The sequence below is a fragment of the Acinetobacter sp. SAAs474 genome (assembly GCF_032823475.1).
Taxonomy (GTDB): domain Bacteria; phylum Pseudomonadota; class Gammaproteobacteria; order Pseudomonadales; family Moraxellaceae; genus Acinetobacter.
On sequence record NZ_CP127915.1, the window covers coordinates 2360715 to 2381091 of the forward strand.

The 20377-nt window shown below is 34.7% G+C and carries 21 protein-coding genes and 2 pseudogenes; 18 read left to right on the forward strand and 5 right to left on the reverse strand.

From position 1 onward, the window contains the following. The first annotated feature begins 39 nt into the window (after positions 1 to 39). The 4 genes from QSG86_RS12030 (at position 40) to QSG86_RS12045 (ending at position 4278) form a co-directional block, all read left to right on the forward strand. Positions 40 to 2871, forward strand: coding sequence for a hypothetical protein (locus QSG86_RS12030; protein WP_317031717.1), 2832 nt, complete (start codon positions 40 to 42; stop codon positions 2869 to 2871). 200 nt (positions 2872 to 3071) lie between these two features. Beyond that, positions 3072 to 3452, forward strand: a complete 381-nt coding sequence (locus QSG86_RS12035) for a hypothetical protein (RefSeq protein ID WP_317031718.1) — start codon at positions 3072 to 3074, stop codon at positions 3450 to 3452. After that, positions 3453 to 3674, forward strand: a complete 222-nt coding sequence (locus QSG86_RS12040) for a hypothetical protein (protein WP_317031719.1) — start codon at positions 3453 to 3455, stop codon at positions 3672 to 3674. Continuing rightward, entirely contained in the window at positions 3664 to 4278 is a 615-nt protein-coding gene (locus QSG86_RS12045; protein WP_317031720.1) for a lysozyme, read from the forward strand. The genes QSG86_RS12040 and QSG86_RS12045 overlap by 11 nt, the downstream gene beginning before the upstream one ends. Positions 4279 to 4361: 83 nt before the next feature. Here QSG86_RS12045 and QSG86_RS12050 read toward each other — a convergent pair whose 3' ends face one another. After that, a complete protein-coding gene (locus QSG86_RS12050; protein WP_317031721.1) occupies positions 4362 to 5585 on the reverse strand; it encodes a tyrosine-type recombinase/integrase in 1224 nt (407 codons plus the stop codon). Positions 5586 to 5763: 178 nt separating this feature from the next. On the opposite strand from QSG86_RS12050, the pseudogene QSG86_RS12055 reads away from it, so the two are divergent. Further along, positions 5764 to 6081 (forward strand): annotated as a pseudogene (locus QSG86_RS12055) (aminoacyl-tRNA deacylase); the annotation flags it as partial. Between the two features lie 284 nt (positions 6082 to 6365). Further along, on the forward strand, positions 6366 to 6617 hold the full coding sequence (locus QSG86_RS12060) for a hypothetical protein (protein ID WP_317031722.1): 252 nt from the start codon (positions 6366 to 6368) through the stop codon (positions 6615 to 6617). A 267-nt stretch (positions 6618 to 6884) separates the two neighbouring features. Here the strand turns inward: QSG86_RS12060 and QSG86_RS12065 are convergent. The 3 genes and pseudogenes from QSG86_RS12065 to QSG86_RS12075 form a co-directional block, all read right to left on the reverse strand. Continuing rightward, positions 6885 to 7151: pseudogene (locus QSG86_RS12065) on the reverse strand (transposase); the annotation flags it as partial. Positions 7152 to 7592: 441 nt separating this feature from the next. Then, a complete protein-coding gene (locus QSG86_RS12070; RefSeq protein WP_317031723.1) occupies positions 7593 to 7703 on the reverse strand; it encodes a hypothetical protein in 111 nt (36 codons plus the stop codon). Positions 7704 to 7984: 281 nt separating this feature from the next. Beyond that, on the reverse strand, positions 7985 to 8911 hold the full coding sequence (locus tag QSG86_RS12075) for a LysR family transcriptional regulator (RefSeq protein ID WP_317031724.1): 927 nt from the start codon (positions 8909 to 8911) through the stop codon (positions 7985 to 7987). Positions 8912 to 9476: 565 nt separating this feature from the next. Between QSG86_RS12075 and QSG86_RS12080 the strand changes: the two genes are divergently transcribed. The 7 genes from QSG86_RS12080 to QSG86_RS12110 all read left to right on the forward strand — a co-directional run bounded on the left by QSG86_RS12080 (position 9477) and on the right by QSG86_RS12110 (position 14627). After that, positions 9477 to 10880 carry an MFS transporter gene (locus tag QSG86_RS12080; protein WP_317031725.1) on the forward strand — a complete coding sequence of 468 codons (1404 nt, stop codon included), beginning with the start codon at positions 9477 to 9479 and terminating at the stop codon, positions 10878 to 10880. A gap of 429 nt (positions 10881 to 11309) precedes the next feature. Continuing rightward, positions 11310 to 11705: a hypothetical protein gene (locus QSG86_RS12085; protein ID WP_317031726.1), complete on the forward strand. Its 396-nt coding sequence runs from the start codon at positions 11310 to 11312 to the stop codon at positions 11703 to 11705. 66 nt (positions 11706 to 11771) lie between these two features. Next, complete coding sequence (locus QSG86_RS12090; RefSeq protein WP_317031727.1) at positions 11772 to 11930, forward strand: hypothetical protein; 159 nt, start codon at positions 11772 to 11774, stop codon at positions 11928 to 11930. A 282-nt stretch (positions 11931 to 12212) separates the two neighbouring features. Further along, on the forward strand, positions 12213 to 12401 hold the full coding sequence (locus QSG86_RS12095) for a DUF1116 domain-containing protein (RefSeq protein WP_317031728.1): 189 nt from the start codon (positions 12213 to 12215) through the stop codon (positions 12399 to 12401). Positions 12402 to 12948: 547 nt separating this feature from the next. After that, positions 12949 to 13089: a hypothetical protein gene (locus tag QSG86_RS12100; protein WP_317031729.1), complete on the forward strand. Its 141-nt coding sequence runs from the start codon at positions 12949 to 12951 to the stop codon at positions 13087 to 13089. 7 nt (positions 13090 to 13096) lie between these two features. Further along, entirely contained in the window at positions 13097 to 14395 is a 1299-nt protein-coding gene (locus QSG86_RS12105) for an amidase (protein WP_317031730.1), read from the forward strand. A gap of 109 nt (positions 14396 to 14504) precedes the next feature. Beyond that, a complete protein-coding gene (locus QSG86_RS12110) occupies positions 14505 to 14627 on the forward strand; it encodes a hypothetical protein (protein ID WP_317031731.1) in 123 nt (40 codons plus the stop codon). A gap of 40 nt (positions 14628 to 14667) precedes the next feature. Here QSG86_RS12110 and QSG86_RS12115 read toward each other — a convergent pair. Beyond that, positions 14668 to 15419 (reverse strand): IS5 family transposase gene (locus QSG86_RS12115; protein WP_410487449.1). Its coding sequence is split into 2 segments (ribosomal slippage): positions 14668 to 15197 and positions 15197 to 15419, totalling 753 coding nucleotides; the frame shifts between segments, so codons are not numbered across the junction. Between the two features lie 742 nt (positions 15420 to 16161). On the opposite strand from QSG86_RS12115, the gene QSG86_RS12120 reads away from it, so the two are divergent. The 5 genes from QSG86_RS12120 to QSG86_RS12140 are packed head-to-tail and all read left to right on the forward strand — an operon-like array spanning position 16162 to position 20369. Further along, the gene (locus tag QSG86_RS12120) at positions 16162 to 16821 is read left to right on the forward strand and encodes a fumarylacetoacetate hydrolase family protein (RefSeq protein ID WP_317031732.1); all 660 of its coding nucleotides are present in this window, start codon (positions 16162 to 16164) and stop codon (positions 16819 to 16821) included. A 3-nt stretch (positions 16822 to 16824) separates the two neighbouring features. After that, complete coding sequence (locus QSG86_RS12125; protein ID WP_317031733.1) at positions 16825 to 17586, forward strand: fumarylacetoacetate hydrolase family protein; 762 nt, start codon at positions 16825 to 16827, stop codon at positions 17584 to 17586. Positions 17587 to 17605: 19 nt separating this feature from the next. After that, positions 17606 to 19066, forward strand: coding sequence for a 5-carboxymethyl-2-hydroxymuconate semialdehyde dehydrogenase (gene hpaE, locus QSG86_RS12130; protein ID WP_317031734.1), 1461 nt, complete (start codon positions 17606 to 17608; stop codon positions 19064 to 19066). A gap of 53 nt (positions 19067 to 19119) precedes the next feature. Continuing rightward, entirely contained in the window at positions 19120 to 19968 is an 849-nt protein-coding gene (gene hpaD / locus QSG86_RS12135) for a 3,4-dihydroxyphenylacetate 2,3-dioxygenase (RefSeq protein ID WP_317031735.1), read from the forward strand. A 14-nt stretch (positions 19969 to 19982) separates the two neighbouring features. Next, the gene (locus QSG86_RS12140) at positions 19983 to 20369 is read left to right on the forward strand and encodes a 5-carboxymethyl-2-hydroxymuconate Delta-isomerase (RefSeq protein ID WP_317031736.1); all 387 of its coding nucleotides are present in this window, start codon (positions 19983 to 19985) and stop codon (positions 20367 to 20369) included. The last annotated feature ends 8 nt before the right edge of the window (positions 20370 to 20377 follow it).

Below are 20377 nucleotides of genomic sequence, written 5' to 3' on the forward strand. Positions count from 1 at the left end.
GCCGTGCTGGCGGTTTTTTATTGCCTACAGGAAAATAAAATGGCGAACAATTGGAATTCGATTTTAAGCAATACAAATAACTTAAGAGATGTGCTTGTTGTCTTACAGAAAGTGCTTGCACTATTAGATAACAAGGTTGATTCAACAACTATCAATGATGCGCTAGATAATATTGATAGAATGAGTGCTGATCTTGAGCATGCTATTACTGAAAGCACAGAAGTTGTTGAGGGGTATAAGGATGCGTTAACAAGTAAAGCAGATCAAACTTACGTTGATGATGCTTTAACCAATTTTACAAACGGTGCATCCAAGTTTTATGCAACTTTAGCTCTTGCGAACGCAGATATTGCAAATATTACAATGAAGGACAAAGTTGATGTTGGTGAAGCTGAAATTGGTGGCACGTATTACAAGGCAACTGCAAATGCGACAAGTTTAACTAAGAGCGCTTATGATCCGTTGACGCAAGCGAAAGCAGACGCAACCACCAAAGCCAATGCTGCGGAAGCGAATGCTAAAACCCTTATTAACTCGCTTGTGAATATATCCCAAGACCTTCCATATAATTTAATTGATGCCAACATTTCAGCACCAACAAGCGGTGCAACAAACAGAATCTTTGCTTCTGAAACATCAAAAACAGCGATTATTAAAGTCAATCCAAGTACTAAGTACACGATTGAAAAAACGGAATCATCACGCTTTCGCTTCATTGAATTTACTGTCAACCCAGTTGTCGGAACAACCTTTGGCTTTGTAACGAAGTCCGATGATGTTTCTCATGTTTTGCATGTTGATAGTCTTGATAATGTAGTTGAAGCATTCACTTTCACAACACGAGCAGATACGCAATACTTAGCGGTAAATATCAGTGCGAGTAGTGAAAATATACCTGCTTTGCAAGTAAAAGTGGGTAGTGTTTTTGATTTTACAGCGAATAACTTGTTGTTTAGTAAAGACGCTGTTTTTGGTGGTGCAAAGTTGAGTAATGCAGCGCAAATCAAAATCGGTAAAAACAAGTTCGATGGTTCGTATTTGCAAGATGTTGCACTTACAGGCGATGCAGATGCTGCGAACTATAATAGACCTCTTTCGACAACAGTTAGCGCTCTAACTTCTGTCATTAAAATTAAGCCGAATACGACATACACGGTTAGCAAAACTGCATCTACACGGTTCAGAATTGGTTTAGCTAACTTTGCGCCTACCGTTGGGAAATCAAATATTAAAATGATTGCTGGAGAAACAAACGACGCAGCATTAAACTACACATTTACAAGCGGATCACTTGACCGTTATCTTGTTCTGTATCTTTCAAACACAAATACCATGCCTGACTTTTTGCAACTTGAAGAAGGCACAGTGCAGACAGAATGGGAAACACACGGATATGATTTTAAAGATAAAGCAAAATTTTTAAATGGTGGAGGTGGCGGTGGTGAAATCAACCCCGATGGGTATCTGCTTTATAAAGATATGGGCGTAGGTAATGCCTATTATGCTGAAAAAGGAGGTGCCGATGTTTGGACTAACTCATCAAAAACTGTTGTAGCAACTGACGATACCGCAGCACTTCAAGCGGAAATAAATAAAGGTGGAGTGATTAGTCTAAATGGCTCTAAATCTTATAAAGTATCCGCATCTCTTCTGATTGACCTGACCAAAGTTAAGAAAATTAAAGGCAATGGTGCGACTATTGTAGTCACTGCCGATGTTCCGATTTTAGATATTTTTGGCTCAATGACTACAAATGCTAATCCGAATAATCAAGAATCACACTTAATGATTGACGCTTGCCGAAAAATCCGCGGTATTAAACTAACATCGTCCAGTGGGTTGATCGGATCTGCTGCACGTGTTCGTAACACGTTCAAATTAGAACTTGCGGTCGATGCACATTTTCTAAAAGACGGTTATGTTTTTGAAGATGTGAATCGCAACCCTAATTTTAAGTCAACAGCTTACGCAATGCTTCAAGATTGTTTGCGATTTGCTGAAGGTTCTAATCTACATCAAGGGTCTTTCGATGTGCATGGTTTGTCGTATGCAAATAAGTGCATTCATTTTGATAATCCGTCAGAGATTTACAATTTGCAATTTAATGCGATTGATGCGGAGCTTGGGAATTTTCAAGGTGCAACGACAGCGCTTGTCGAACAACATAGCATTGTGCACATGAGATCAGCGGCAGGGAGTGTAATTGATGATGTAACGTTCACAGGCGGTACATTTGAAGCACACTATCAACCACAGCGATTGATAAAACTTGAGGGCGCGGGATTAGATAGCATCAAAAATATTCAATTCAACTGCCATTTTGGAAATGCGGATAAAAATATTTTTGAGATTCAGGGTGTTAATGGCTTATTAATTAACGGTATTTTGCGCGACTTTAAAGAGTATGCGATTGATGTGTTAGGTGCGTGTTCTCAAGTAACGTTGCACGGGCATATCAACTCATCTGCATCCGCTACGTACGGGGGTGGGATTATTCGCGCAATCGGAGCGTTTAATCTCACTGACGTTGTAATTGATGTGAGCGCTCGTGGAGCGAATCGAAACCCGATTTTGCTTGACTGCAACTTAGATGGATTCCACTGCAACAACAATATTATTGGATTGACTAATCTAACCAATTATGACGATACACTTGGTTTAATTCACATAAATGCTACTGGGCGAGCTGTACGCAATACACACATAAAAGGAAATATTATTAAGAACTCCGTTGCTGTTACTAACATCGTGAAAGTTGTCGGTAGCCCGAGTCGAATCCGCATCACAGGAAACGATGCGTTTAGAGCGGGGGCTTACCCGGCTGCAACGAGTGCAATTATTTCTAATGATAACTATGCGCCAGTTGCTTAATTAGCATGAATGAAAAAAAGGCTGTCGAATTTGACAGTGTTCAATATCGGCTATTCCACGTTGCGCCACATTTTAAGATGAGTGTTGCTAGTCTTGTGATTTAATCTTTTAAATTGAAGGTGTATTAACCCAACAAACCACCACCAACCCCGGTCTTTAATGAGGTCGGGGTTTTTTATTACCAAAATTTAGGAAAGCGTATGACTCAAATACCCGATCAAACGTCTCGTGTTGAAAGAAAAATTGACTCGCTTCAACACGAAGTAAAAACACTAACTGAAATTGTCACACGCCTAACAGTAATTAACGAAGGTCACAACAAAGCAAGTGAGCAAAACTCAAGAGATATTGATGTACTTGAAGATCAAGTATCTGATTTGAAAAACAAAGCATCCAAAGCTGAAGGTGGGGTGAGCACAATCAATAAAATACTCACATTTGCCATGGGCGGAATTTTGGCTCTATGTGGATGGGTAGGTTCATCAATTACTCGCTTATCAGAAGAAAATACGATTTTGAATGAGCGAGTTGCACAAGCTCAAGCCGATATTGAAATCATTGAACGAAAAATGGGGAAGTAGATGAAAGAAGATCCAGACATCAGCAAGACAAAGCCAATACTGGCATACAGTGCGTTAGGAGTAGGGGGATTATGTTTAATCCTCCTTTTTTTTGTGGATATTCCAAGCCAAAACAAAGACATGGTTAATTTTTTTCTTGGTGCAATTTGTGGAGTAATCACAACGGTTTTTGGTTTCTATTTTGGCGATTCTGAACAAAGGAAAAAGAAAGATGACTATTAATCAATCAGAGCATATCGCCCAAGCATATTCGTGGCTACGTGCCATGTCCGGTGGCAAATTAACACAAGAGCAAGTTATTGCTGGTGACAAAGTTATTGCTGCAAATGGCATCGATATTTTTTCGCAAATGATCGGCTTTAAATATGGTCAAGTCACGGGTCAGTTTGATATCTCTGAAAAAGGGTATTCAATCATCCGTGAATCTGAAGGTTTGCGATTAAAAGCATACAAGGACACTGGTGGAGTCTGGACCATTGGCTTTGGCACAATTAAGTATCCGAACGGCACATCTGTAAAATCTGGTGATACTTGCACTGAAGCACAAGCAAATGAATGGCTTAAAAATGACTGCAAGTGGGTAGATTCTTGTCTTGATCAGAATATCAAAGTCAAAATCAATCAAAACCAATTTGATGCGTTGGCTTCATTTGTTTATAACGTCGGTGAAACTGCATTTATCAAAAGCACAATGCTGACACTAATTAATCAAAATAATTTAGCTGCGGCTGCTCATCAGTTTGATCGTTGGATTTTCGACAATGGCAAGCGTATTCAGGGTTTAGTTAATCGTCGTGCCAAAGAGAAGGAGTTATTTTTGAAGTAATGTTTAACTAGAAATAGTAAAAGCCCTCAAGTGAGGGCTTAATTACAATTAAATTGAGATGTTATAACTATATTAAATTCAGGCTAGATAAACTTCCATCCATCAACAATATCTGCCCATTGTTGCAGCATATCTCTACGCTGCTCCATGTATTTCGCATGATTATATGATGCTCTTGTTTTATTTTGATCTGCATGAGCTAATTGTTTTTCAATCCAATTTTCATCAAAATCTTTTTCATTTAAAATTGTTGATGCTGTAGCTCTAAAATCATGAGCTGTAACTGTGCTAAGACCTATATTTTTAAGTGCAACATTTAGTGTTGAATTGCCAATCACTCCATTACTATGGCCATAAACATTAGGAAACACATATTCTTTATTACCGGACTCTATAAATTGTATTTTTAATAATTTAAATAGCTGGTCTGACATTGGTACTAGATGCAATCGGTTTTTCTTGGTCGTTCTTTCTTGATTATTACTTTTTGTTGAAATCGGGAAACTGATAATTTTTAGATCAAAATCAACATAGCTCCATTTCATACGGCGGATCTCAATTGAGCGCAGCATTGTATAAGCCATGGTTAATAGGGCATTTCTAACAGTATTAGATCCTTTAAAGACATCCAAACCAGATCTAAAAAGTTTCTGCTCTTGTTTTGTTAAAGGCCTAGCATGTTCAATCTCTGGACGAACAACAGCACCTCTCACAGCATAGGTCGGGTCATTATCAGTGCGTAGCGTTGCAATTGAATAACGCATTACAGCACCAATAAATTTATGGTTATTTAGTGATGTAACTTCGCCACTTCCTCTTTTACCTGTTTCCCTAACACGCTTAACTGTAGATTTCATAATATGTAGAATATCAGCAGACGTAATATCTCTTACATTTTTATCACCAATTACTGGGAAAACATCAAGTTCTAAAGCCTTCTTAAATTTACTAACATACCCGCTTGACCTGTTAGCCAGGATTTCCGTAATATATTCATTAGCTACTAATTCAAATGTGTTTACGTTGAGATATTTCGCTTCGATTTTTTCTTGCTTTCTATTTTTGGATGGATTAATGCCATCATCAAGAAGAATTCTGGCTTTATCACGTTCTTTTCGAGCATCAGCTAAACCAACAATCGGGTACTCACCGAGACTCAACATTGATGCTTTGTCATTAAACCGATAGCGATAACGCCACAGTTTAGTTCCGCTTGGCCGTATTTCAATGCATAGTCCATTGTGATCAGCTACTCTATAGGCCTTATCACGAGGTTTGAGGCTTTTAATTTTAGTATCGGTTAGCATGTGTGAGTAACTTTAATAAAATAATGATTAATTGAAATGACACTCACAATTGTACTCACAAATAATGATTTTACACAATGTTCTTACATTTGTTTTGATTTGCTAAGGTATTGATTATAAAGATCATATAGGCTTTTAAAATTTTGCTAGATTTGTAAGGATTTTTAAAGTAATATTTTGTGATGATAAAAATTATTTTATTGCGATTTTACCTGTTAACCATCAGCTTAATTTAAAGAAGGTTGCCCAAGCATTTGGCTGTAAGAAACTGCATATGGCAGATCCTAAAGATGCTGAGCGATTGACGGGATATTTAGTTGGTGGAATTAGTCCATTAGGGCAGAAAAAACGTTTAAAAACAGTTATTCATGCCTCTGCTGCTGACTATGAAAAAGTTTATGTGAGTGGTGGGAAACGTGGTTTAGATGTGGGGTTAGATCCACATGATCTGGCTCAGATTTTATCTGCTCAGTTTGTTGATATTATTGATGAATAATCTGGGTTTTTATTCTTGTTCCTCATCATATTAGGCATAAAAGATGTTGGATTGAAATGATCAAGCCACTTATGAGATATCTTTTATATTTTTGAGTTTAAAGAAAATTTCTGCTCAGTCATTTGTTGATTAGGTACTGATTCTATTTTTTAATAAACTGAGCTTATCAATAATCGTTTTTTAATATAACTTATATATTTAAATGAAATATTAACTTGTTTAATTGAAGTAGTGCTTTATACTAATGCAATGAATTATAAATTATTGATTATTAGAAATATATTATGGAAAAATATAATATTAGTTTTACTGTGATAGGGCTAAATAATGAACAATATCAATTAAATAAATGTCGAATAGATTATAAAAAAAGAATTATTTATACTAAAGATCTAGCACAGTATATTCAGTGTGGATATAAGTTAAGCAGAAAGTATACTCATTATGATGAAGAATTCTATTTGGTGACAAAAGTTAGCCAAAAACCATCACTGACCGGTACAATAGCTATTTATATTATGCGCCTAGATCTCTAAGTATAAAATTTTAGTAAAAATCACGGCATAAAATATTAAATATAGGGTAAGGGTAGCTTGATATTACGTTGATTTAATTTATGAATAAATAAATCAACGTTTTATTTGATAATTAAGTTTAATTTATATTTTACGCTAAAATCTGTTGATCATTCGTATATGAAGTGATTAATGGGCACAAATGTTAGACACCCATACTTGTCAGATTGAATAAAAATGCAGCGATATGCCGTTAAACATATTTACTATCATTGCTAGGGTGTGTCCTCATTTAGATTTACACCAAATGAACATGCAGGCGATATAAATCATAGACTGATAATTACGTGCGAGTTTATCAAATCGAGTTGCTATCACACGGAAGTGTTTTAATCTTGCAAAGGCATTCTCAACTAAATGCCTTAAGCGATATAAGTACTTATCAAAATCAGGATTGAATTTCTTACTATTTGATCTTAATGGAATAATAGATATCATTTTTTGATTTCTAGCTGACTGCCTGATATGTTTAGAATCATATGTTCTTTGAGCTATAGAAACCATGAAATTTCATTGTTACTTGAATCTGTTGCCAAATATCATCTGTGAGAAGAGTACGTGCCATTGAAAAATATTGAAATGAAGATAAAGTAGAGCCTAATTCTAGGCGTTTAAATATTATTCCTCAAATGAGGACACGCCCTAGTCATAAGAATGGCTATTTTCTCATCCAGATTTTAATTCGTATAGCCATGTAATATTTTTGCCAATATATGATTTTAATTTTCTCTGCATGATTTATTGGTACTGCAAATTTATTACTTTCAACAACTGTAAGATTGAACCAGGCTTTGGATGAGTTGATATCATCGTGATTGCCCAGTATATTAGCTAGACATTGTATTTGATTATCTAATTAACTACTTGATATTAATTATTATATATAACAATAGACAAGATGAGTTAATCGAAAACTATATATTTGGATCATATTATCTAAAGTAAATATTCCCATATTATATAACCAAGAATAAAGCCAATCAGTGAATATAAGGTAATGATCAAGAAAACAAAACTCGCTTTATTTTTCTTTTTTAAATAATTCATAACCTGTATCTACCCATTCAATCAATGTGTAAACAATTATCAAGCTTTTCTCGTGAATAATCTAGATACAAAATGAATGATAAAAACTATAACAGATAAACTATTTTAGCATTCTTCTGTATCTATTTAAGTGGTTATTATTTTGATAGATCAAGGTGTATTAAAAGCCATCATAATATAAGAAAAACGGATCATCATGTAGTATATTGCGAACAACTCGATGAGGAAAATGTGTATAGCACTTTTTATTTAAATATAAAATACAGTATAGAAAACATTCGCTAACATATTTCATGTATTGCAGTAGCTTTATCACTGGTGCTGGTTGAAGAATCAGACATCGCAATCGAGGTTAACCATTCGATAAAAGCTCTCTCATGTTGGTTGAATTGTGCTGATTTCGGGTAAATCAAAAAATAAGCATAATCGTGTAAGGTGACATCAAATAATTGAACAAGTTCTTGGCAATCTAAATACGGCTTCAGCAGAGAGGGGCAACCTAACATGATACCTTGATGATTTCTAACACTTTGTAGACGAACATTTGTGTCATCAATATAAATATTATGCTGACCTAAAATAGCAGTATTAAATTTTTTTTCAAACCACTCGTTCCAAGTTTGTCTGTCTTCCTCATGTAATAATGTAGCGTGACGTAAATCTTCGAGGTGATAAAAAGGGCCAAATTTATTGAGATATTCAGTTGAGCAAATAGGAGTGAGATCACCAGGAATTAACTTAATAGCTTCATAATCTTGCCAATTATACTTACCCCAGACAATTGCCATTTTAATATGATCTCTTTGAAAATTTGGCGGTAATAGGCTATGAATTAAATGAATTTCTGTTAGTGGATGCTTTTTTAGAAAATAGTCAATTTTATTGTTTAACCACATACTAGAAATAAAAGGTCTTAAACTTAAGTGAATACGTGTTTTACCACGAGGGGTGCGTGATTCAACCAGTGCTTGATTAATGTCTTGAAATGGCTTTTCAAGTTTTGTAAATAATTGTTTTCCTTCTTGAGTTAAGCTGAGCGTTCTATTTTTTCTATAAAACAGTTTATAACCTAAATAATCTTCAAGAATTTTAATTTGATGGCTAATTGCTGAAGGTGAAACCAATAAATCCTCAGAGGCTTTCGTGAAATTTAAACGTTGTGCAGAAACAATAAAAGTTTTCAGTGCATTTAATAAAGGTACTTGCATTGCGATTCCGCTAACCCCAAAAGAATAAGTAACCGAAATTTTATCTAGTTTTGATTATTGAATAACCTATATCATAATGATATTTATTAAATTATAATTATACTGATTTTTTTAATTTTATTTCAATATTTATTTAGATTAAAACAATAATGTAAAGTAATTTGGTTTTTAAATATTAGATTTAATTAACCGAATATACCATTCCTTGATATTAAATAGCCTAAGTAGTATTAAATCTTAAATTCAGTTTAATCATAATCAATTATCATTCTTAATTAATACTAGATTTTTTATATCAGTTAATATATAGATTCTATATTTCTTATCATTTTTTATTTTAAATATATGAGACTCTTACATCAGTAAAATGTGTATTGATCTGAAAAGTGATGAGTGTTCTTCTAGGTATAGGCAAAGATATAATTCTAAATTTATTGTCGACTATAATTTTTTTTCAATTTACTTTTAGAGTAACTCCATTTTTTGCATGAGCACTGAATAACATACTAATTTTGCAAATGAATTTGTATTTACCATCAATTTGTTTCGCTCAAGGAAAAAGTATATGGATAATATCACTGTAAAAAATATTAAACCGGATATTAATGTTAGGGCAATAACGCCAGTAGCCACAGAAGAAATTAGAAAAGGCTCAATTATTGATGAAAGTCCAATGTTAAAATTTCATTGGAAATTATTATTTCAGTCAGCTGGAGGTCCATTTTTAGATGGATGGTTATTGAGTATTATTGGTGTCGCATTGGTTGGCATGCAAATAGAATTGGGCTTAAGTGGATTTGATTTGAGTTTGGCTGGTGCTTCAGCTTTAATTGGTATTTTTTTTGGTGGTTTACTCTTTGGTCGAGTGACTGATATTGTGGGTCGGCAGTTGATGTATACCATTGATTTAATTTTACTTGTTGTTTGCTCTGTCTTGTGTGCATTTGTTGATTCTGCGTGGCAAATTATTTTATTAAGATTTATCATTGGGATAGCAATTGGTGCCGACTATCCGATTGCAACATCATTATTAGCTGAATGGTTGCCAATTAAAAAACGTGCTGCAATGCTAGGTTCACTGGTTGTTGCATGGTTTTTTGGGGCCACCATTGCAACAGCTATTGGATTTTTAATGGCAGAATATCTAGGTGATACGGCTTGGCGCTGGATGCTTGCGACCTCAGCGGTTCCTGGTATGATTATTTTATTCATGCGTATAGGTACTCCAGAATCCCCACGTTGGTTATTGTCTAAAGGTCGTATTGAAGAAGCTAGAGCAGTCGTTAAGCGTGTATATGGGAACGATGTGGGAATCGAATCAATTATGCAGGATGAGTCAAAAATAAAGCTAAAAGCAGGCTTTATGACTTTATTAGAAGGTATTTATTTAAAACGGATTATTTTTTGTGGTGTATTTTACTTGTGTGCTGTTACACCTCTTTTTGCGATTTATACTTTTGGTCCAGTAATTTTAAATGCTTTTGGCATGCAAGAGGGTAATATTTCCAATATTGGTTATGCAGTGATTAGTTTACTTTTTTTAATGGGATGTCTTCCAGCTTTACGTCTAACTGAAACGGTTGGACGGCGTAAACTATTATTGATGTCTTACTTTTTTATGATTATTCCATTTGTCGCTTTAGGTTATGCACCTGATGCACATGTTGGCTTTATTATTTTTTGGTTTGCATTATATGCATTGGTTTCTGGTGGACCTAATATTCTTGAATGGTCATATCCAAATGAATTGTTTCCTACAGATATCAGAGCGACAGCGATGGGCGTTGTAACGGCAATTAGTCGTATTGGTGCAGCAATCGGGACTTTTCTCATGCCGTTGTCCTTAGCACACTTTGGTATTGGTCAAACCATGTATTTTATGGCAATTTTAACGGCGATTGGTTTTGTTGTTTCATTGATCTTGGCCCCAGAAACAAAAGGTAAAACCTTGGTAGAAGCCAGTTCATAAACTGATGGTTTAAAGCACTAAAAGCACTTATTTTAAGTGCTTTTTTATTTTTATATGGTGATGAACTTCAAGTTTTTCTCAATGAAGTATCAATTTTACTCAATATTCAATTTTGTTTTTTTCACGCATGATGTTTTAAGTAAGGATCAATCATAATCGAGTGACACATGAACTGGGCTAAAGTATCACCAATTAATATACACGAATTTGATCAAAGTTATTTCCAACATGAATCTAATTAATGAGAGAACATCTTGATGCTGCACTACCTCAATACCCCCATACCTTATCAACAAAATCCAAGAGCTTCTATTTTTAGTCATCAACAAGCGAAAGAAATATTGGGTTGGGTAGCCACATCTGATTTCAATCAGATACGTCAACATTATCACAATACAAATGTAAAAAAATGACAGTAGGGCTATGATTATGGAAGGAATAAAAAAAGGACAACTCGATTGGACGGGTGATAATCCATTTATTTATCTTAAAACCAATGCACAACAAGATTGGAGCTCATTAAGCTTATATTTTCGTATTGCAAGTTCTGATTATGGGGCGGGTAATGCTGTATTAGTTTTAGAAAATCCCTATGAAAAAGATGCCGCTAATCTACATCGCTTCATCTTGACCGATAATTTGGTCTTGGCACGTTATCTTGTAGAAAATTTTGTTCGATATTTTACTTTATTTCGTAAAGCAGTTGCTTTAGATGCAATTCGTTATATTGATGATGCTTGTTTTATAACAGAGAATTACTTTCCTCAACAACATATTGAAAATATATATTCGCCATCACAACAATTAACGGTAGATTTAATTTGACATGATTTACAGGATGCCATTTGTGTTGATTTACCTGTACGGTTAACACCGACGCAAAAGCATGAAATGATGTGTGTCTTCCATCCCGTATTATCTGCTCAAGTGTTTATTAATGGTGTAGCTTTACCTGGCCATACGGTGCTACGAGATTTTAATGGTCTACCTGTGCAGTCAGCGAGTCTGGCACATAGTGAGACGTGGATTAGAGTCAAAGACATACAGTAATAATTACGATGCAACATGCCTTAGCGCATGATTAATATCAAAAAAATTATCAGGTGAATCTATTTGGATAGATATGAAACAATTTAAAGGTATTTATCCTAAACATCATCATTTACTGTTACATGCTAGACCAGTATTTGAAAATTTTACAGAAACTCCATTTGTAGTTTAAAACTCCTTAATATTGGCTATTTTATTTAAAGGATGGGCAAATCTCCATTGAATGTTTTAACCTTATTGGAAACTCAGCAGATTAAATGAGCGCCTGCACAAGATTTTGATATGACGGGACTATTAGCAGGTATTATTTTATCTTCTATATATTTGATTGAGATTAAAAATGCTAAAAGTTTAAATGAAATGACTTATGCTGCTTTAAATGAGGGAATGACATGGTATACACGCTCAGGTATTTTGGGTGAAAAAATCATTACACATTTATACAGGTTACATAGTGTTTTTGCACATTAGTTAAAACAGATTATTATACAAAAAACATTGCATTATCAGATACTTTACAATAATCCTTTATCCTTGAGGAAGATGAACATGGCCGTATACATGGAGGACAAAAATTAATAGCAGATGATATTTTGATGATTGCTAAAATATATCATCTTGACGTGCCATAAAAAAACAAACATTCCTAAAAAAGTTTTTGGCATTTGTTTTATTATTAATTTTAAAATCTTGTCAAATTGTTAAAGATAAAGCATTGATTGTAAAAATTAGTGGAAATGGATTAAAGTTTGATTATACTTTACCTCAGTAAGCTAATGTCTGGATCACTGTTTCGGCACCAAAAATTAGAGGAAATAAAGAAGAGAAGTATATCAAACAGCAGATACTTGGAGCGCTGAGTGATAGTGCGATTATTGATATTTTCAGTTTGGAAGGGCAAATTCTCGATATTACGACAATTTCCACAAATAATTTAAAAGCGTATCTATTTGTAGATATGTGACTGCGTGCATGAGTTTAATCTAATGCCTTTGGCTTTTCTAGAACAAAGAAAAAGATGATTAGATTTAAAAAAAGTAAGAAAAACAAAAAAGCACCTCTCATTTTATTAGGCATGATTGCAAAATGCGGCACATTAGGACAGATCGGTGCTGGTGTCGCCATGCTGAGTGATGAGATTTTTGCAATTGAGGAGTAATTTCAATATGGAAACACAGTGGTTTAATCAATCTCTTTCACAATTAATAGCAGCTTTAGATACAGAAAAAACAGATTTAGAAACCATAATCAATGCTTTTTATCGACGTATTGAGCATTGTGAAGAGGATGTGCAAGCTTGGCAATATTTAGTTCCTAAAACTGAGTATTTAAACCAATATTATGCACAGGAAGCATTTTATAAAAACTCGATTTTAAAAGGTTTACCATTTGCAATTAAAGATGTGATTGATACTGCTGGTATTCCAACCCGTATGGGATCAAGGATTTATACAAATCGTATTCCTGTTATAGATGCTGCGGTCGTTACAGCAATTAAACAGGCTGGTGGTATTATTTTAGGTAAAACAGTAACAACAGAATTCGCACTGTTTAAAGTAGATAAAACGCGTAACCCACATGATATTAATCGAACACCTGGTGGTTCTTCGAGTGGTTCGGCAGCAGCAGTTGCTGACTTTATGGTGCCTTTTGCTCTAGGGACTCAAACAGCGGCATCAGTTATACGACCTGCATCATATTGCGGTTGTTTGGCTTATGTGGGGAGTCATCAGCAGTTTTCACTCAGAAATATTCAGCCTTTAGCTCAATCTTTAGATAGTCTTGGTATGTTTGCGCAAAGCTTTGCTGATATTCGCTTGATGCGTCAAGTTTTACAATTAAGACCTACGACTTATCAAGCTCATCCACTTGCTAAAGTAATTAATATTGCACTATGTTCTGGTGAGCAGTTTGCTGATATTGATGTAGAGATGCAGCGGGCTTTTTTAGACTTACAACGTCAATTATCAAATACCAGAATCCAATATAAAGAGCTTCCAAATTCAATTGATTTAAGTCGGTTAGGTGATCATCATATACAAATTATGGCCTATGAGGTGGCAAGAAATTTACAGTCTGAATATGAGACTGGAATGTTGGATCACACTTTAATGGCATTAATAGAGCAAGGTTTACGATTACCTTATACAGAATATTTAAAACATTTACAGCAAGTACAATATAGTAAAGAGCGTTATATCCAGTGGATATCAAGTAATGATATCCATGTTACAATGGCACCAGCAGCCACAGGAATTGCCCCTTTAGGATTACAAGAAACAGGCAAACCTTCAATGAGTCGTCCATGGCAGGTAATGGGATTGCCAGTCACAACATTTCCTATGGCATATTGCAATCAACTTCCTTTGGGTGTGCAATTAATTGGTTATCCGCAGCAAGATGATGAATTACTTGAGGTCAGTGAGTATTTATACCATTTATTATTAAGTCATACCGGAGTGTAATGTGAAATTTGAATTAGACCATTGCATGATCAGAGTAAAAAACTTATAAGAATCTGTAAAGTAGGGCATAGTGCTACCATTGAATTGACCTCTAATTGGGGTCAAGAACATGCTTATACTTTTAGACGATGCATTGGGACATTTTGCCTTTATGGTTAAAGATATTAAAGAGGCAGTACAATATCTGGAACAACAATGCATTACGATTCAAACACCAGCCAAAATTATGTAAGATGGCGTATGTATGTTAGCTGTTGTATTAGGGTGTGTCCTCATTTAGATTTACACCAAATGAACATGCAGGCGATATAAATCATAGACTGATAATTACGTGCGAGTTTATCAAATCGAGTTGCTATTGCACGGAAGTGTTTTAATCTTGCAAAGGCATTCTCAACTAAATGTCTTAAGCAATATAAGTACTTATCAAAATCAAGATTGAATTTCTTACTATTTGATCTTAATGGAATAATAGGTATCATTTTTCGATTTCTAGCAGACTTCCTGATATATTCAGAATCATATCCCTTGTCCGCGATTAGATAATCTGCTGTTTCAATTAGATCTATTAGGTGTTCTGCAACTTGGCTGTCATGGACATCACCCCCAGTGATTTTAAAATCAATCGGTAATCCATTCGCGTCGGTTGCAAGATGAATCTTTGTTGTGAGTCCTCCACGAGATTGTCCAATTGCACGCTCGAAGCCATGCCGAGCTCCACTTGCATGCTGATGCGCGCGTATGTAGCTTCCATCAATGAATACCCATTCTTGGTCCAAGCTGCCTCGTAGTTTGAAAAAAATTTATCCCATAAGCCTTTCATAGCCCAGCGATTAAAACGGTTATAAGCAGTTTTCCAAGGGCAAAACTCTTGAGGAATATCACGCCATGTCGCACCTGTGCGTAGTTTCCATAAAATAGCTTCCATAATATTTCTACTGTTCTTTGAGCTATAGCAACCATGAAATTTCATTGTTACTTGAATCTGTTGCCAAATATCATCTGTGAGAAGAGTACGTGCCATTGAAAAATATTGAAATGGAGATAAAGTAGAGCCTAATTCTAGGCGTTTAAATATTATTCTTCAAATGAGGACACGCCCTAGATTCTGATGGTCATGTGATGGAATTAATTGAGAAGATGAGGTCATATTGATTAAGTTGAAAATTTAATCAATATGATCTTTGCTTGATATCAATTATTATAGCTAAATAGCCTAAGTATTTTAAATATTTTCTAAACGTCTGAAATAGGGCAGATCATTATGATATTGCTCTATTTTGTTCAATAATAATTTCTAATCCTTAAAATATTTTTTAAAACAATAATTTATTATTGTAAAACATCATGTATTATCCTTTTTATATAAAAAATTAATTGAGAAAATATTCTAAAAATAAGTAAAATTAAAATATAAGATTGAAAATAATTGAAGCGATATTTTAACTATTTTATTCTAATTTTTAAATATCTAAAATAGCCTAAGAAAAAATTATATTTAAAAATGAAATTGCAAATACATTTTATAAAAAGTAAATTAAATCTAACTAATAAAAAAAATTAAAACATCTTGTTGATAATTATAGATTTTTATATTTATTAATCTAAAATGATAAGTACCTTTTAATCCATGAAAAGTATAATTTTCTAATATTAATATAAATAATACTTGAAAAAAGTTAATATATTAACTATAAAGTTAACATGTTAATTAAATTTCAAATGCTCAACTATTTAAGCATTTGATAATAGCAAGAGAATTGTTTATGACTGAAATCAGCAAAATCAACAGCAATGGAAATATCTTTGGTGTCGCTTTAAATTACCAATGTCTGTATGAAAAATTACAAGCGCAATTTAACGAAAAGCCATATCTCAACGAACCTAAAAAACCTGTTTTGTTTATTAAAACGCCGAATACACGTAATCATTCGAATGCGATTATCGTTAAGCAAAAAGATGAGATTTTACAAGCTGGGCCAACCATTGGCATTGTGATTGCAAAAGATACTATTCGTGTCAAAGCCAATCAGGCTGATGAATATATTGCAGGCTATGTGGTCGTTAATGAATTAAGTCTTCCTGAAGAAAGTTATTATCGTCCTGCAATTAAAGCAAAATGCCAAGATGGTTTTTGTGTCATTGGTAGCGTTGTTGATAAATCTCAAGTTATTGATTTATGCAACTTAAACTTAAAAGTTTATGTTAATGATGAACTAAAACAACAAGGTACAACAGCCAATTGGATACGTACGCCTACACAAATTATTGAAGAAATTTCTGAATATATGCCGCTTTATAAAGGGGATATTATTTTAACAGGTACACCATATGGTCGGGTAAACCTACAGAATGGTGATGAAGTTCGTATTGAAATTGATCAATTAGGTTCAGTGACCAACACCATTCATGAAGAAGGTAAATAATTTATGAAAACTGCACGTATCCGTTATTGCAATGAAATTTTACAAGTGATGGTGAATGATCAATTTCAGGTAACTTTACCATCTGGTGAAATTTTAAATGAAAATCAAGTCGAGTGGTTACCACCAGCAACTGGAACGATGTTTGCACTTGGACTGAATTATGCTGATCATGCAAGAGAATTGGCATTTGAACCACCTAAAGAACCTTTGATTTTCATTAAAGCACCCAATAGTTATATTGGTCATAACCATCAAACATGGCGTCCAGATCATATTGAATATATGCATTATGAATGTGAATTAGTTGCTGTGATTGGAAAAACTGCAAAAAATGTCAAGCGTGAAGATGCTTTGGATTATGTCGCAGGTTATACCCTATGTAATGATTATGCTATTCGTGATTTTCTTGAAAATTATTACCGACCAAATTTACGTGTTAAAAACCGTTATGCAACAACACCTGTTGGTCCATATATTATTGATCAAAGTCTTGTACCTACACCAAACAATCTTACTTTACGTACTTGGGTTAACGGCGAATTACGTCAAGAAGGAACAACAGCAGACATGATTTTTGATGTGCCTTTTTTAATTGAATATATTTCTTCTTTTATGACATTACAACCAGGTGACATGATTGCAACAGGTACACCTGAGGGTCTTTCGGATGTTGTGCCTGGTGATGAAGTCGTGGTTGAAATTGAAGGCATTGGTAAATTACGTAATTACATTATTTCAGAATCTGAATTTTTTAAAACAGTTTAAATGTTAAGGGACCAACATCATGATTAAACATTGGATTAACGGTAAAGAAGTTGAAAGCAAACAAACTTTTACCAATTACAACCCTGCAACCAATGAAGTGATTGGTGAGGTTGCAAGTGGTGGTCAAGAGGAAATTAATCTTGCTGTTGCAGCAGCTAAAAAAGCCTTTCCTCAATGGGCGAAAACCCCTGCAAAAGAACGTGCACGTTTAATGCGTAATTTAGGTGAATTAATTGATCAGAATGTTACAAAAATTGCTGAACTTGAAACGCTAGATACAGGTTTACCTATTCATCAAACTAAAAATGTATTAATTCCACGTGCATCACATAATTTCAACTTTTTTGCTGAAGTATGTACACGGATGAATGGTCATACCTATCCTGTAGATGACCAAATGTTAAATTATACATTGCATCAACCTGTAGGTGTATGTGGCTTAGTCTCACCATGGAATGTACCATTTATGACGGCAACATGGAAAACAGCACCATGTTTAGCTTTAGGAAATACAGCGGTATTAAAAATGTCTGAGCTTTCCCCATTAACGGCGAATGAGCTTGGTCGTTTAGCAATGGAAGCAGGTATTCCTGAAGGCGTATTCAATGTGGTACAAGGTTATGGTGCTACAGCTGGTGATGCGTTGGTCAAACACTCTGATGTACGTGCAATCTCATTTACTGGTGGTACCGCGACGGGTCGCCGTATTATGGCCAATGCCGGTTTGAAAAAATATTCTATGGAGTTAGGAGGTAAATCTCCTGTTGTTATTTTTGAAGATGCGGATTTGGAACGTGCATTAGATGCTGCATTATTTACAATTTTCTCATTAAATGGTGAACGTTGTACTGCTGGTAGCCGTATTTTTATTCAAGAATCAGTTTACGATGAATTTGTACAGGAATTTGCACGTCGAGCAAAAAATATCTTGGTTGGTGATCCACAAGATCCAAATACCCAAGTGGGTTCAATGATTACGCAGGCACATTACGATAAAGTTACTGGCTATATTAAAATTGGTATAGATGAAGGTGCTCAATTGGTTGCTGGTGGACTAGAACGTCCACGTGGACTTTCAGAACGATTGAAAAACGGACAATTTATTCAGCCTACCGTATTTGCACACGTCGATAATCATATGCGTATCGCACAAGAGGAAATTTTTGGGCCAGTTGCATGTTTATTAAAATTTAAAGATGAGGCAGAAGCACTACGCTTAGCTAATGATGTTGAATATGGTTTAGCGTCTTATATTTGGACACAAGATATTGGTAAAGCACACCGTATCGCCGCAGGTATTGAGGCAGGTATGGTATTTATCAATAGTCAAAATGTGCGTGATTTACGTCAACCTTTCGGTGGCGTTAAAGCTTCTGGTACGGGACGTGAAGGTGGTGAATATAGCTTTGAGGTCTTTACAGAAATTAAAAACGTTTGCCTTTCAATGGGTAGTCATCATATTCCAAAATGGGGCATGTAAATGCTCCTCAGGATTTTTATTTTTTAAACATTACAATATTCAGGAAGAAGAAAATGGGGAAGCTCGCACTTGCTGCAAAAATTACACATGTACCTTCGATGTATTTGTCCGAACTACCTGGGCCTCAAAATGGTTGTCGTCAAGCTGCAATTGACGGTCATATTGAAATTGGCCGCCGTTGTCGTGAATTAGGGGTTGATACTATTGTTGTGTTAGATAGTCATTGGTTAGTGAATAGTGCATTTCATATTAACTGCGGTGAACATTTCAAAGGAATTTATACCAGTAATGAATTGCCACATTTTATTAAAGATATGACGTTTGAATACGACGGTAATCCAGAGTTTGGTCAATTAATGCAACAAGAAATTGCCAAAACAGGTATTCGTGTTCAAGCACATAATATAAAAAGCCTTGAACTGGAATATGGCACCTTAGTACCAATGCGATATATGAATCAGGATCGTGTCTTTAAAGTTGTTTCAGTATCTGCATTTTTAACCTCTCATGATTTACAGGATAGTCGTAAATTTGGTGAGGGTTTATTGGCTGCTATTGAAAAATATGAAGGTACTGTTGCTGTATTTGCCAGTGGTTCTTTATCTCACCGTTTTATTTGGGATCGTGAAGTTAGTCGTGGTATGGATGCGTATACACGTGAATGGGATTGTCAAGTTGATAAACATGTAGTTGGCATGTGGCAACGTGGTGAATGGGCAGAGTTTACCGCAATGCTGCCAGAATATGCTGAATATTGTTTTGGTGAAGGTGGTATGCATGATACTGCAATGTTACTGGGGTTACTGGGCTGGGATCAATATGATAAAGCCGTTGAAATCATTACACCTGCATTCCCAAGCTCTGGAACAGGACAAATCAATGCTATTTTCCCAGTAAACTAATTGGAGTTAAGCGAATGCCACATTTTATTGCTGAATATAGTGCAAATCTAAAAGAAGATATTGATTTTAAAATTTTTTTTGAAAAAGTGAATCATTTTTTAGGTGCTACTGGTGTATTTCCTTTAGGTGGTATACGTAGCCGTGCCGTGAGAATGGATGATTATCGGATTGCTGATGCAAAACATGACTATGCCTTTATTCATATGACCTTAAAAGTAGGTTCTGGACGCGACTTAGCGACACGTCAAAAAGTTGCTGAAGATTTATTTAAATTAATAGATGAATACTTTCAGCCACTTAGAGATAAGCGACTGTTGGCAATTTCATTTGAAATGATAGAACTTGATCCAGTATTGAACTTTAAGTCTAACAATATTCATCAATTTCTAAATACACAATAATAATATTG